At 29.3% G+C, this 13599-nt stretch carries 13 protein-coding genes; 5 read left to right on the top strand and 8 right to left on the bottom strand.

The features are described from left to right. Window positions 1-13 precede the first annotated feature (13 nt). Complete coding sequence (locus tag BS62_RS02750; protein WP_496489707.1) at window positions 14-1186, bottom strand: PucR family transcriptional regulator; 1173 nt, start codon at window positions 1184-1186, stop codon at window positions 14-16. A gap of 192 nt (window positions 1187-1378) precedes the next feature. Here BS62_RS02750 and BS62_RS02745 point away from each other — a divergent pair, with 192 nt between their 5' ends. Beyond that, entirely contained in the window at window positions 1379-2278 is a 900-nt protein-coding gene (locus BS62_RS02745; protein ID WP_496489706.1) for an acetamidase/formamidase family protein, read from the top strand. 146 nt (window positions 2279-2424) lie between these two features. Continuing rightward, window positions 2425-2886 (top strand): hypothetical protein, encoded by a 462-nt coding sequence (locus BS62_RS02740; RefSeq protein WP_496489705.1) that lies wholly within the window; start codon window positions 2425-2427, stop codon window positions 2884-2886. Between the two features lie 72 nt (window positions 2887-2958). Here the strand turns inward: BS62_RS02740 and BS62_RS02735 are convergent, their stop codons facing one another. Next, entirely contained in the window at window positions 2959-4170 is a 1212-nt protein-coding gene (locus BS62_RS02735; RefSeq protein ID WP_496489704.1) for a DHHA1 domain-containing protein, read from the bottom strand. Between the two features lie 159 nt (window positions 4171-4329). Here BS62_RS02735 and BS62_RS02730 point away from each other — a divergent pair, with 159 nt between their 5' ends. Continuing rightward, window positions 4330-4791 carry a hypothetical protein gene (locus BS62_RS02730; RefSeq protein ID WP_496489703.1) on the top strand — a complete coding sequence of 154 codons (462 nt, stop codon included), beginning with the start codon at window positions 4330-4332 and terminating at the stop codon, window positions 4789-4791. A gap of 165 nt (window positions 4792-4956) precedes the next feature. Continuing rightward, window positions 4957-5985 (top strand): DUF5667 domain-containing protein, encoded by a 1029-nt coding sequence (locus BS62_RS02725; RefSeq protein ID WP_496489702.1) that lies wholly within the window; start codon window positions 4957-4959, stop codon window positions 5983-5985. 64 nt (window positions 5986-6049) lie between these two features. Here BS62_RS02725 and BS62_RS02720 read toward each other — a convergent pair whose 3' ends face one another. The 5 genes from BS62_RS02720 to BS62_RS02700 all read right to left on the bottom strand — a co-directional run bounded on the left by BS62_RS02720 (window position 6050) and on the right by BS62_RS02700 (window position 11084). Next, on the bottom strand, window positions 6050-7318 hold the full coding sequence (locus tag BS62_RS02720; RefSeq protein ID WP_496489701.1) for a peptidoglycan-binding domain-containing protein: 1269 nt from the start codon (window positions 7316-7318) through the stop codon (window positions 6050-6052). Between the two features lie 105 nt (window positions 7319-7423). Continuing rightward, a complete protein-coding gene (locus BS62_RS02715) occupies window positions 7424-8692 on the bottom strand; it encodes a peptidoglycan-binding protein (RefSeq protein ID WP_496489700.1) in 1269 nt (422 codons plus the stop codon). Window positions 8693-8718: 26 nt separating this feature from the next. After that, window positions 8719-9321 (bottom strand): fascin domain-containing protein, encoded by a 603-nt coding sequence (locus BS62_RS02710; protein ID WP_496489699.1) that lies wholly within the window; start codon window positions 9319-9321, stop codon window positions 8719-8721. Between the two features lie 124 nt (window positions 9322-9445). Further along, window positions 9446-10606 carry a zf-HC2 domain-containing protein gene (locus tag BS62_RS02705; protein ID WP_496489698.1) on the bottom strand — a complete coding sequence of 387 codons (1161 nt, stop codon included), beginning with the start codon at window positions 10604-10606 and terminating at the stop codon, window positions 9446-9448. Continuing rightward, window positions 10599-11084, bottom strand: a complete 486-nt coding sequence (locus tag BS62_RS02700; RefSeq protein WP_496489697.1) for an RNA polymerase sigma factor — start codon at window positions 11082-11084, stop codon at window positions 10599-10601. Before BS62_RS02700 ends, BS62_RS02705 begins: the two co-directional genes overlap by 8 nt. Before the next feature lie 181 nt (window positions 11085-11265). Here BS62_RS02700 and BS62_RS02695 point away from each other — a divergent pair, with 181 nt between their 5' ends. Further along, on the top strand, window positions 11266-12330 hold the full coding sequence (locus BS62_RS02695; protein WP_496489696.1) for a 4Fe-4S dicluster domain-containing protein: 1065 nt from the start codon (window positions 11266-11268) through the stop codon (window positions 12328-12330). A gap of 44 nt (window positions 12331-12374) precedes the next feature. Here BS62_RS02695 and BS62_RS02690 read toward each other — a convergent pair whose 3' ends face one another. Then, a complete protein-coding gene (locus tag BS62_RS02690; protein ID WP_496489695.1) occupies window positions 12375-13562 on the bottom strand; it encodes an MFS transporter in 1188 nt (395 codons plus the stop codon). Between the last annotated feature and the right edge of the window lie 37 nt (window positions 13563-13599).

The following is a 13599-nucleotide window of genomic DNA, read 5'->3' as shown; positions in this document are numbered from 1 at the left end:
TAGATTATATAGCCTATATATTATAAATTTTATATAACTTTATTGCTATTGAAAGTTGCTCGTGAAAACTTCCCTCACAGTCATTCATATTCAGTAATTCTTTTATTTTATTTATTCTATATCTAATTGTATTTTTATGTAAAAAAAGTTCGCTAGCAGTTTCGTTTATTTTTCCGTCATTTTCAATATATTTAATTGCTGTATTAAACAATTCTCCATTGTATTTTTCATCATAACTTTTGATGGGCATTATTATTCTATTATGGAAATTACGAACCCAAGTATCATTCATATATGGCATAAGAATGCTATAGACACCAATATCACTAAAATAATTAAAGCTATTTGAAGAAACCTCTCCAGTTCTTTGTGCAAAAATACTTTCATTTATCCCATTGCCAAGTTCACTTAGGCTTTTATGCAAATTGCTAATGCCAATGTAATATTCTTTATTGTATATTCCAATAGTTTTTAATAAGTAATTAACTTTGTTCTTATAATCTTTCTCTTCAAGTTTTTCAAAAGTAGATATTATTAAAATTCCATTTCCGTATTTTAAAACAGAATCATAAAGACTAGTAATTTTATTTCTCTTTAATCTTTCTATTATTAAAATTATATTATTATCTTCAATAAACTTTTTTTCTTTAATGTACAAAACAAAAATACATTCTTTAAAGCTGCTATTTATTTCAAAGGCTATATCCCTTATTAATGCTTTGTTAAGATTCATTTTAATAAGCAGATCAACTTTGGTTTCAAGTAGCTCATAATTATTTATAGACCTTATTTTATCCATTGTTTGAGTAATAATATCTTCAAAGTATACACTATTGTCAAAAATGAATATAGGAATCGATTTTTCATTCGCATAATTAATTACTTCAATAGGAAGATCGTTATAATAAATATTTTTTATAGCCAAACCACTCACTTGACTTTCTACTAAATATTTTACTGCTTCAATAACTAAATCTGGCTTATCTTTTGCAAATAACAAACTGCTAAGTACAAATTCTCCCTTGGCAAACTCACCTTCTATAAAGTGTCCTTCTAATTTTGTAATAAACTCCCAATCAAGTATTCCAATTTTCTCTACAATGTTATCAAGACCACGATGCCCTGCTACTAATCTAAAGTTTTTGAATGTCTCTAACTTTGTTGCTTCTAATACGGTAATTGACATACCTGTTTCCCCTTTGTAACAATGTTTTTTATATTAATTCTAAGGGGTTAAATAGTTTATGTCAAATATGAACTACTTAGTTGATAAATGATATAATTTAAAGGATTAATGTAAAAAATACCTAATAAGCTAAATATATTCTAAAATGAATGTTTATAATTATTTATATACTCTATTATGGGAGGGTTTAAATTGAAGAAAATAAAAAAAGAAGATTGTATATATACAATGTCAAAAGATCACAAGCCAGCTCTAAAAGTACATTCAGGAGATACTGTTATATTTGAAACATATGATTGCTATAACGACCAAATTAAAAGTGAAGATCAGCCATTTAGTACTATAAAAAGAGAGCTTAACAACCCTGCTACCGGTCCCTTATATATTGATGAAGCAGAATCTGGAGATATTTTAAAAATAGAAATTATTGATATCAAGATAAACGATCATGGTGTTATGACTGTAAGACCTGATAGTGGCGTTTTAGGTGAGTTTTATTACGAAACAAAATCAAGAATTATTCCTATAGAAAACGATAAAGTTATTTTTAATGATAAAATCCAAATGCCGATAAATCCAATGATTGGAGTTATAGGTGTTGCGCCTTATGATGGTGAAATAAAAACTACTATTCCAGATACACATGGTGGAAATATGGATTGCAAAAGAATAATAAAAGGTTCTACTGTATATTTACAAGTACATACTAAAGGTGCGTTATTATCAATAGGAGATTTACACGCCGTCATGGCTGATGGAGAAATAGTTATATGCGGATTAGAAGTATCTGGAGAAGTAACTGTGAAAGTTGATATAATTAAAGGTAAAGCACTTCCACTACCTATGGTTGTTGAAGGCGACCATATTATGACTATCGCTTCTAAAAAAACATTAGATGAAGCAGCTCACACCGCTACTATTCATATGTATAAATTTTTAGTAAATGAATTAAAAATGGATGCTTATGAAGCTGGTACTTTGTTGTCTTTAGTTGGTGATTTAAAAATATGTCAAGTTGTCGATCCATTGATGACAGCTCGTATGGAACTTCCAAAGTATATTTTGGATAATTATAACTACATAATGGATTAGAATAAAGCTCCTATATAATTCAAATTAATTACTTAGGAGCTTTATATATTATTTTGAAAATCAAAAATTATAAGTAAAATATGTTATGTATATAAAATTATATTTTACAAAAAATATTTCAGAATATATAAAAAGGAGACATTATTATGTTTAATAAAAAATCAACTTTAACAGCATTAACTCTTGTAGTAACTGTAATTCTACTTGGTTTTAGCTTTAAAAATATATATTCTTTACAAAACGGTACAGGTGAAGAAGAATATAAACAATACGTTTTAAAATTTATTGATGAATTTCAGAATGTAGAAGAAACATACCCTATAGTATTTGCCTTTAATAAGGATAATCCAGAGGAAAGCAGAAAACCTATAGATCTAAGACTTAATAAGCTAAATGAATTTAATTATTCAAATGAAATACCTACAAAGTATACTGATATTAACAGACAACTGCTAGATACAATTAATCTATATAAACAAAACTATGAAAGTCTATATGAAGGAATATCATCTGGTAATTCTCAATTAATTGGAGAAAGTGTAGGAAATTTATATGGATATGATTTTATATTCCAACAAATTGAAGATGCTCTTAGAGGTGAAATTTAGTTATATACAACTAGACCATATTTTAAGAGAAAAAAGTCTAGGTGATTTTACACCTAGACTTTAATTTATTATTTATTGTTTATTGTTTAGGGTATTACTAATTTTCATAAATGCATAGTCCATTGCAGAATCTATATTTCCGTTGTTGTTTCCGCCCCCTTGTGCTAAGAAAGGACTTCCTCCCCCTCTACCATCTACTAAGGTTAAGGCATCTTTTAATAAGTCATTCATACTTATATTTTTTATATTTTTTGAACAAGCAAAAATGAAGTTAACTTTTTCGTCGCCTTTAGCAACCATTAAAGCTATAACATTTTCATGTTCTACTATTTTTGATGCTACTTTTCCTACTTCTTTAACATTCTTATCTTCATAAACTTTCTTAACTACAGAAATATCTCCAATTCTTTGAGACGTCTCTATCATTTCTTTAATTTGATAATTCAATAATTCTTCTTCAATTTTTCTCTTTTGAACAAGGGTACTTTGTAACTTATCATTTAAGCTATTAATCCCTCTTATTGCATCTTTATCACTACAACTTAAATATCTACATATTTCAGTTAATATACTATCTTTTTCAATAGAATAATTTATAGCTCTATTACCTGCTAAAAACTCTATTCTCATACCTTGCTTATATTTTTCGTATTTTTTGATTTTTATCATTCTAACATCTAAAGTTGATCTTGGATGTATTCCACAACAAGGATTCACATCTAAGTCATCAATTTTAACAACTCTTATTTCTTCATCAATTTTAGAAATATCTATTTTAAGCCCCATCTTTTTTAATTCTTTTCTCGAAGGAACTAAAAACTCTGTAGTTATATTTTCACCTATTATTTCATTTGCATATCTTTCTACTGCTCTTATTTTTTCTTCATCAAACTGACCTATTATGTCTATTGTACTAACTTCTTTTCCTAAATGAAAACCTACAGTACCTACATTAAACAACTTTACAAAACAAGCTGATAATATATGTTGCCCAAAATGTTGATGCATTCCATCTTCTCTTTTTTCCCAATCTATATAGCATTTTACTTTATGTATTTTTATTGGGTTTTTTTCTACTACATGATAAACTAACCCATTTTCTTCGTATACATCTATAACTTCATGAATATCTATTTTCCCGCTATCACCAAATTGTCCTCCGCCACCTGGGAAAAATGCAGTTTTATCTAATACAACATGAAACTTAGAATCTATTTCTTTTATATCAACTATTTCTGCTGTAAATTCTTTTATGTATTGATCATTGTAATATAATTTTTCCAATTTAATTCCTCCGTTTTTGCCTATTTTTTCTTGTCCATATTATAATTATATACTATATTTTATTTTGACAGTCAAAATTCACAAGAAAAATATGTTATGTATATAAAATCATACTTTGCAAAAAATATTATAGAAATATACAAAAAAGGAGACATTATTATGTTTAATAAAAAATCTATATTAATAGCATTAACTTTAGTAGCAACTATAACTCTAATTGGTTTTGGCTTTAGAAGTTCATATTCTCTACAACATGATCCAACAGAAGATCAATATAAACAATATATTATAATATTCATTGATAAATTTCAAAAAATTGAAGACGATTATCCTATAGAATTTGCCTTTGATAAGACTAATCCAGAAAAAAATAGAAAACCAATTGATTTAAGACTCGCTCAGTTGAATTCATATAATTATACTGGTGAAGTACCTGAAAAGTATGCTGATATTCACAAAAGATTTTTAGAAACAATCGAACTTTATAAGCAAAACTATGAAAGTCTATATGAAGGAATATCATCTGGAAAATCAGATTTAGTTGGAACAAGTGTAGGAAATTTATTTGGATATGACCAAGTATTCCAAGAAATTGAAAACACCCTTAGAGGTGAAGACTAGAAAACCTTTCTAGTCTTTTTTTTATAAATACCTCCTAAAATTATAAAACTCTCCCCGTATATATAGGCAGAGAAAAATATATAAAATTCGCTACGCTCATGTCGCCAACGACCTTAAAAAGCAGGTCCGTTGCTCAAGTTTAGCAGTTAACTTAGGAGGATTAAAATGAAAAAACTAACAACATTACTTACAGCATCATTACTAGCAATGACAACTAATTCTGTATATGCAGATGAATTAACTTTTAAGGACGCAGCAGGTATAACTCCTACTAACGTACTTTATAAGTTAGATCTTAAAATGGAAGATTTCAAAATGAAGTTTACTACAAATGATGAAGAAATGGCTAAGTTATTAATACAAATAGCTCAGGAAAGACTTGGAGAAAGTGAATATATGATGGAAGAAGGAAAAACTGAATTAGCTAACGAAGCTTTAGATGCTTATACTGAAAATATGGACCAAGCTACTCAAATAGCAGAAGATATAGCTAATACAGAAGAAACTACTTCAGAAGATTCAACAAATACTGAAGAAGTAGAGGCTACTGAAGAAACTACAGAAGAAGATACTCAAGTTGTTGAAGATATAGCTTCTGAAATAATAGATACACAAGAAGAAGCTACGGATATTTTAGATAATGTATCTGAAGATGTACAAGATGAAGCAACAAAAGAAAAATTAGCTTCAGTTATAGCAATGCAAACAGCTAAAAAAGAAGCAGTTAGAAATATGGTTCAAAAAAGACATGAACTTAACACTGCAAGAAAAGAATTACACAGCGTTAAAGTTCAATACAAAAAAGCTACAAAATCTTCAGATGAAGAAGCTTTAGCAAGTTTAGAAGCAACATTACAAGAAAAAGAAGCTGCATACACTGCAAAAAAAGAAGAATTTAAATTAGCTTTTACTAAAAAGCAAGAAGCAGTTAAATTAAACCAAGGAAATAAAGCTAAAAAAGAAATAAATGAAGAAGATGTAGCTGAAACTGAAGAAATTGTAAATACTGATGAAAATCCACAAGTAACTAATGATGAAACAAAATCTAAAGCTACAAAGGTTAAAGTAGAAAAAGTTGAAAAAGTTAAAGAAAATACTAATAAAGTAGTAAATAAAGTTAAAGTAGAAAAAACTGAAAAAGTTAAAGAAAATAATAAAGGAAATAACAAAGAAAAAGAAAACAAAAATCAATAAATATTGGCTATTTAAGAACAAAAGCCTCTTCTAACTAAGTTAGGAGAGGCTTTGTTGTATATAATTAAAGTGCTGCTATTTTAGTTACAGCTGTATATATATGAGATATTTCAAACCAAGTTTTAAAATCTACTATTCCTGATTGTGGTAGACCAAATACTTTTTGGAAAGTTCTAACTGACTCTTGTGTTGCAGGTCCATATATACCATCTACTCTTAATCTTGGTATTGCAGAATAAGAATTAGCTATAGCGTTTAGCTGTCCTTGTATAGTTCTTACAGGTGCACCACTAGACCATAATGTAAGTGCATAACCTGGATAAGAAATTGGAACACCAGTAACTACTTGTGCTGTTGCGAAGGTTAAATTATTTCCATAAAAAGATTTCAATATTTGGTCAGAAGTTCTTCCTTGGTCTCCTAATGCTTTACTACCCCATTGAGTCATTTGGCCTGGACATTGAGACTTAGCCCCGTCACAATATTGAGCCAAAAGTGGCTGTCTAGCAGTTGGTGGTCTTTTTATAAATGTATTAAATACCTCATCAACAGCAACATTTATTGTGTCAAAGGTGTTTCTTCCATATATGAATTTATGGTCAAAGTTTGTAGTTGATGTAATAGTAAAGTTATATCCTTGATTTCTATACCACTCTGTAAATACTCTATTTAAAGTAAATGATACTATTGCTATTACATTTGCATATATTGTTGCCGTTGGCCAAGTTGAATATATCTCAGATGATGCTACATTTTTTATATAGTCTTTATAATACATCCAATAATTTTGAGCAGATGTATTTGTAGGAAGTCCATCATGAACAATTATAAATTCAGGAACTACAGGGTTATCTAAAACAACAAATCCTGTTGGAGGTGGAAGAGGTTTTAAGTCAGCTTCAGGTATTTTAGGTGGATAATTTCCATATAGTGTGTTGTCATCTATAAGTAAAATCTCTTCAGCTTGGCGTTTATAAAGAAGTAAGCTTCTTTCTCTTTGTTCCATTGCAACTGGTTGCCTTCCTTCAACAACAGGAAAAACCTGGCACCCATTTATAATAACTGTTTCATATCCATCTTTTTTTACCTCTACAATATACCTACTATAAGGTCTTACATCAGAAGGTGCTTGTGAGTATATCAAATCTGGTGCAAGTAAAGTTAATCCAGTAACTTGACCCGATATGTCAGTTGGTAAATTTTCATATACTATAGTTTGGGTAGTCGTCTCTGTAGCTTCATCAGGTATGCTATATATACTAACTAGCGCATCTTGGATAGGCCTATTGGTTACTCTATCTACAACCGATACGGTTAAAAAACCATCTTGCATAGTTTATACTATCCTTTCTTAACATATTTTTATAAATTTGTTACATATTTTATAATATGTTTTAAAAAGATATAGTGTGCTTTTCTTCCAATTTATTTAGTAGTATTAAACTATAAACTCTCCTATTTTAGTTACAGCTGTATATATACGAGATATTTCATACCAAGTTTTAAAATCAACTATTCCCGTTTGTGGCAATCCAAATATCCTCTGAAAAACTCTAACTGCTCCTTCTGTTGAAGGGCCATAAATGCCATCTTCTCTTACCTTTGGTATTACAGAATAGACGTCGGCTATAGTATTTAGTTGCTGTTGTATAACTCTTACATGTTTACCAGTGGACCCTACTCTAAGTTCTGAACCAGGATAAGAAACTGGAACTCCTGTAACTATTTCTGCTTTTTTAAGCACTAAATTACTTCCATAGAAAGATTTTAGTATTTGTTCATAGCTCAATCCTTGATCACCTAGAGCTTTGCTACCCCATTGGGTCATTTTGCCTGGACATTGAGACTTAGCCCCATCACAATATTGAGCTAAAAGAGGCTGCCTAGCACCTGGAGGTCTTTCTATATAAGTATTAAATATTTCATCAACAACCAAGCTTATAGTATTGAATATATCTCTTTTATACACAAATTTATGATCGTAAGCTGTAGTTGATGTTATAGTAAAGTTATATCCTTGGTTTCTATACCACTCTGTAAATACTCTATTTAGAGTAAATGATATTATTGCTAATACATTTGCATATATGGTTTGGTCTGGCCAAGTTGCATATACCTCCGATGATGCTACATTTTTTATATAATCTTTAAAATATATCCAATAATTTGGTGCAGATGAATCTTCAGGAAGCCCATCATGAACCACTATAAATTCGGGAACTACAGGGTTATCTAAAACTACAAATCCTGTTGGTGGCGGAATAGGTTTTAAATCATCTTCAGGTATTTTATGTGGATAATTTCCATATAGTGTAATTTCATCTATAACATAAATTTCTTCATTTTGACGTTTATAAAGAAGTGGGCTTCTTTCTTTTGGATCTAAAGTAATAGGTTGCCTTCCTTCAACAGTAGCAAAAACTTGAGATCCATTTATAATTGTTGTTTCATAACCATCTTTTTTTACCTCTACCACATATCTACTGTAAGGTCTTACATCAGAAGGCTGCTGTGAGTATATTAAATCTGGTGCAGATAAAATTAATCCAGTAACTTGACCTGATATATTAGTTGTTAAATTTTGATAGATTGTAGTAGAGCTACTTGATGAATCATTAGGTATAGTATATATACTAACTATTGCATCTTGTACTGGTCTATTAGTGTTTCTCTCAACAACTGATACAGTTAAAAATCCATCTTGCATAATTTATACAATCCTTTCTTATATATTTATTCTAGTTCCACTAATGTAAAGGTTTCCCATATGCCTATTGAAAGACTATCTGCTCTTAATATACTAGACACCCCAGGTTCTACTAGTACGTAATATCCTTTTCTAGTTCTAAGTGCAAACTTATCAGGGTATAAAGGTATTACCTGAAATTTTGTATCTTCATCTATATATGTCTTATTAGCATTTAATGAAAATCCCCCTCCACCTTCTGCATTTAAAAAATATCCTTTAGATGTTCGTATAACTACCTTATCTCTTTCTATCCCTTGAGGAATTATTTTAAAAACCGCTTCTTCGGTTATTGTATCTTGATTTGCCCATACAATTCCTCCTCCCCCATTTACTGCTGTTACATACTTGCCGTTATATGCTTTCATAGATATTTCCACAATTCTTCCGTATTTTAAATCAGATATAATTTTGTGTATAGGTACATCATATATTCCTTCTTCACCTGTAAATTCCTCTGATGGTTGTGTCAATTCCGTTGTTCCATTTTGTTCATTATTACCTTGGCGACTTTTCAAAAAATCTATATTTGAATTATATATATCTTTATTGTAATAGTCGTATAAGTTTGCTACATATTTAAAATACAAGTAGTTTACTCCCTTCTATTTATGTTGTCTATCTTATAATATGCTTTAAAATGTATAATGTTCTTTAATTCACTTAAATATAAAGGCCCTATATACAACGTAAAGTATATAAGACCAATCAATTTTAGTAAATATTATCTAATTTTAATCCCTTGTTAAGATCCAAATACATTTCAACATCATTCTCATCAACTGCTTGAAAATTAATATTGTTATAAGATAAATCTAAGTTGTCTAGTATATCAACTACTTTATTAGAATTATCTATAAAATTACTTCTAGACATTTGGCTAAGTTTTGAATACTTTGCATTTGAATCTGTAAATCTAATAATTAAGTCCATATCTTGTGGCGATGAAAGGCTTTCCAATCCTTTTGAATTTGATGCTACTACTCTAAAATGCTGATTATTAAACTTAGTTTTTAATGCAACTTCTATTGTCTTTGCATAACTATCATTAAACGAATTTATACGACTTAAAGTATAGTTGTCTTGGATATATCCTGTTTTATATAAATTTATAGTAAAATTCTCTGAGTCCTTTGATACATCTGCATAGTATCCATCTTTCCAATTATAAAATACACCTTTAATTTTTATATCTTCATCTTTATAAGCTTCCCTAATATAATTAGATATTTTGTAATGTGTATTAAAGTAACCAAAAGGAGTACCATTAAATGCACTATTAGTATAAATTCCTGCTCCAAGAATAAGAAAAGAAATAACAGTTAATAAAATTTTCTTTTCTTTTTTTCCTTTACTATTTCTAGATTTAATATATATGTCTCCTGCAAAGATGCCTATAGTCATTAATATTAAAAGGCCTATTGCAACTGTCCACCCATCTAAAATACTCCCTGTAATAATTCCTCCACCTACTACCGCACATACTCCACTTAATAATATTAGCGGTAAATTTCTATTATATATAAATCTACAAATAAATGGTACTAATACTAAAGGTGCTAATGTGTTAACAAAAGCTACTGGTATAGATGATATAACTACCATAAAAAGAAGTGTAACAAAACATAAAGATAACTTTAATATATTTTGATACTTTGAAATATTTTTTGCTACAAGCATAGCTTTGTCCTCAATATTCTCAGAATTTATTTTAGTAGACTCAAATGGTATATCTTCCTTTATGTTATTGAGCATATCTCTACAGTTATTACAGGATGATATATGTTCATCTATTAATTTCGTATTTTCTTCATTAGTAAGTCCTTCTATATATAAAGGAAGTAAATCTTCAACTATTTTACAATGATTATTCATATTCTTCAAACTCCTTTCTAATCTTATTTTTCAATCTATAAAATGTAACTCTACAGTAATTTTCACTTTTTCCAATTAATTTGCCTATCTCTAAAAATGAGTACTCTCCAACTATTCTTAAAATTACTATACTTCTATTCGGTTCATCAAGGTCATTAATATGTTTCATAATATCTTGAGATCGCATATTTGTAATGGTTGTATCAATAACATTTTCCTCAGATATAGGGTTGTACTCATCTATATTTACGTAGATTTTCTTCTTTTTTAAATGTTTATAACACTGATGTTTTGCTATACTAAATAGCCATGTTTTCACAGATGACTGACCTTTAAATCCTTCTATTGACTTAATTGCCTCAACAAAAGTAGTTTGAAGAATATCGTCTGAAAGATTTTTATCCTTACATATAGAAAGTATGAAATTGTATAAGTCCTTAGCATATAGTCTATATAGTAGTTCAATACTCTCTCTCATCTATTCACCTACTTTCCAAATCTTTGTTTATAATAATTAGTGTATTTGAATAAGCATTTCGTTACAATAAAAATAAATTTTTTTTTGATAAACATATAACAAATTTTCTCTGTTTTATGGTATTACCATTATTTAAATAGTATACTAAATATAGAGATCAATGATTTTTGGGGGGATATAAATGAAAAGAGTTGACGAAAGAGATACTATGTTTGCAAGAGCAAACTATAAAAAGGGGACTGAGGCTTATGATGATTATTATAAAAGAAACCCCGATAAAAAAGCTATAGATGATAGCATAAGAACTAGACCTAACCTTTGTGAAGAAGGTACAATGACTTTTAATGAATTAAATTCTCCTATGGCTAGTTCTGCCTTTGAGTTTTTAAATGATATAAAACACTTATCTGAAGGTATTGTAAATCCAGTTAAAGTTGAAACTAGTAAAGAAATATTAACTAAGAGAATAAAAGGCTTTGCTAAGCACTATGGTGCAAAATTAGTAGGTGTAACAAAACTACAAGATTATCACTTTTATACTAATAGAGGTAGACATGAAGAAGTATATGGTCAAGAAATAAACCTCAATCATAAATATGGAATAGTATTTGCAGTTGAAATGGACAAAGACATGATAAATAGAGGTCCTATGCTTGCTGAGGTTGTAGAAACTTCTAAATGTTATGTAGATGTATCTATTATAGGTATGATACTCAGCTATTATATAAGAAGTTTAGGTTATGAAGCTAGAAATCATATGGATTCAAATTACCTACTTATGCCTGTTTTGGTAGCAAGGGATGCTGGACTTGGGGAAGTAGGTAGAAATACTGTACTTACTACTAAGGAGTATGGTTCTAGAGTTAGACTTGGAGTTGTAACTACAGATTTGGAACTTGATGTTGATGAACCTATATCCTTTGGACTTGAAGATTTTTGTAAGCTTTGTAAAAACTGTTCACATACATGTCCTTCTCAATCTTTATCTAATGAAACTGATAAAGAAAATAACGGTAATTTAAATTGGGTTATAGATCAAGAATCATGTTACATAAAATGGAGATATTTAGGTACTGACTGTGGTATGTGTATAGCAAGCTGCCCTTTTAGTCAAAGTATGGAGTCTATAAAAAATATAGATACCTTTGAGGGTAATGAAGTTTTAGTTGGTACTGTTCTTGGTGAATTTAGAAAAAAATACGGTAAAAGACCTTTTGTACCAGGCAACCCAGACTGGCTACGTTAAACATGAAATTGCTCTTTGCTCAAAAAACTCCTAGGTAGTTTTAACTACTCTAGGAGTTTTTTCTTTACTGGCAAAAACAATATAAGTATGTTTAGTATAACTAAAGGAATAACAAATAATCCAGTGGTGTTAAGTAATCCATATATATCGGCCATTTTTCCATATAATAATATTCCAAGTCCGCCTAATCCACCTGCAAACCCCATGATTAGTCCTGTTCCCATATTTATATTATTTGGAAGTAAATCATGGGTCATTACAATATTTGATGTGTTTGATCCTGTTAAAGTAAATCCTATTATAATAAATGAAGCTATTGAAAGCCATCCTGATGTTGCAAATATTCCAAACAAGCATATTGTCGCTACTATATTGGTTATAAGAATTACTTTTTTGCTACCAATAACATCATTTAATACTCCACCTGTAATTGTTCCTGCTGCGTTTAAAAATAAGTATGATGATAATATTAAACCTGCTATTTTTACATCTACTTGTTTTAATAATAATAACTGGATTCCAAAGGTTAAAAGTACTCTTGTAATTAAAACTCTATATGCAGCAATAAACACTAAAATAGAAACCCAATTAAAAGTAGATAAATCAAATTTTTTCTCACTTTTGTTTGTTTCACTTTGTTCATGGGTTACTTCAATCTTTTCTACTTTGGCAAAATACATTGCCCCTGCTATAATAATCCCTGGAATCATAAAATAAGTTAGTGAGCTTAATCCATAATTTTTTACAATAGGTAATACAATTAATGGTGGTAATGCTCCAGCAAATCCGCCTATTGTCATAAAGATTGATAAGCTTTTTCCCCTTGATTTAGTTCCTAATCTAACAGCAGCTGCTGATCCCATAGGATGATACAATGAAGAAGCTAATGCACCTAACCCTATAACTACCAATAAAACATAATAGTTTTTAATTACACCTGCTAAACTCATAAAAACCCCTATCCAAATAACAGATACTATTAACAGCCAAGGTTTACCCTTTTTGTCTGCAAAATGACCTATTATTGGTTGTGCAAAAGACCCACTGCTTGTAATAACAAAGGCAATTGCAGCCTGTTGTGTCAAAGTAAGTGACATTACGTTTGTAAATAAAAATAAGATTGGTGGTATAAGGTTCATATAAAAATCATTTATAAAGTGTCCTATTGATACCGCTATTAGTTTTGTAAAATTACCTAGTCTATCTTGTTCTAAAACTACTTTATTTTCCACAATATCATCTCCCATCAATTAAAGTATAACCCCTAAC

It is taken from the genome of Sporacetigenium mesophilum DSM 16796, from assembly GCF_059569055.1.
This window is presented reverse-complemented; position numbering and strand designations above follow the sequence as displayed.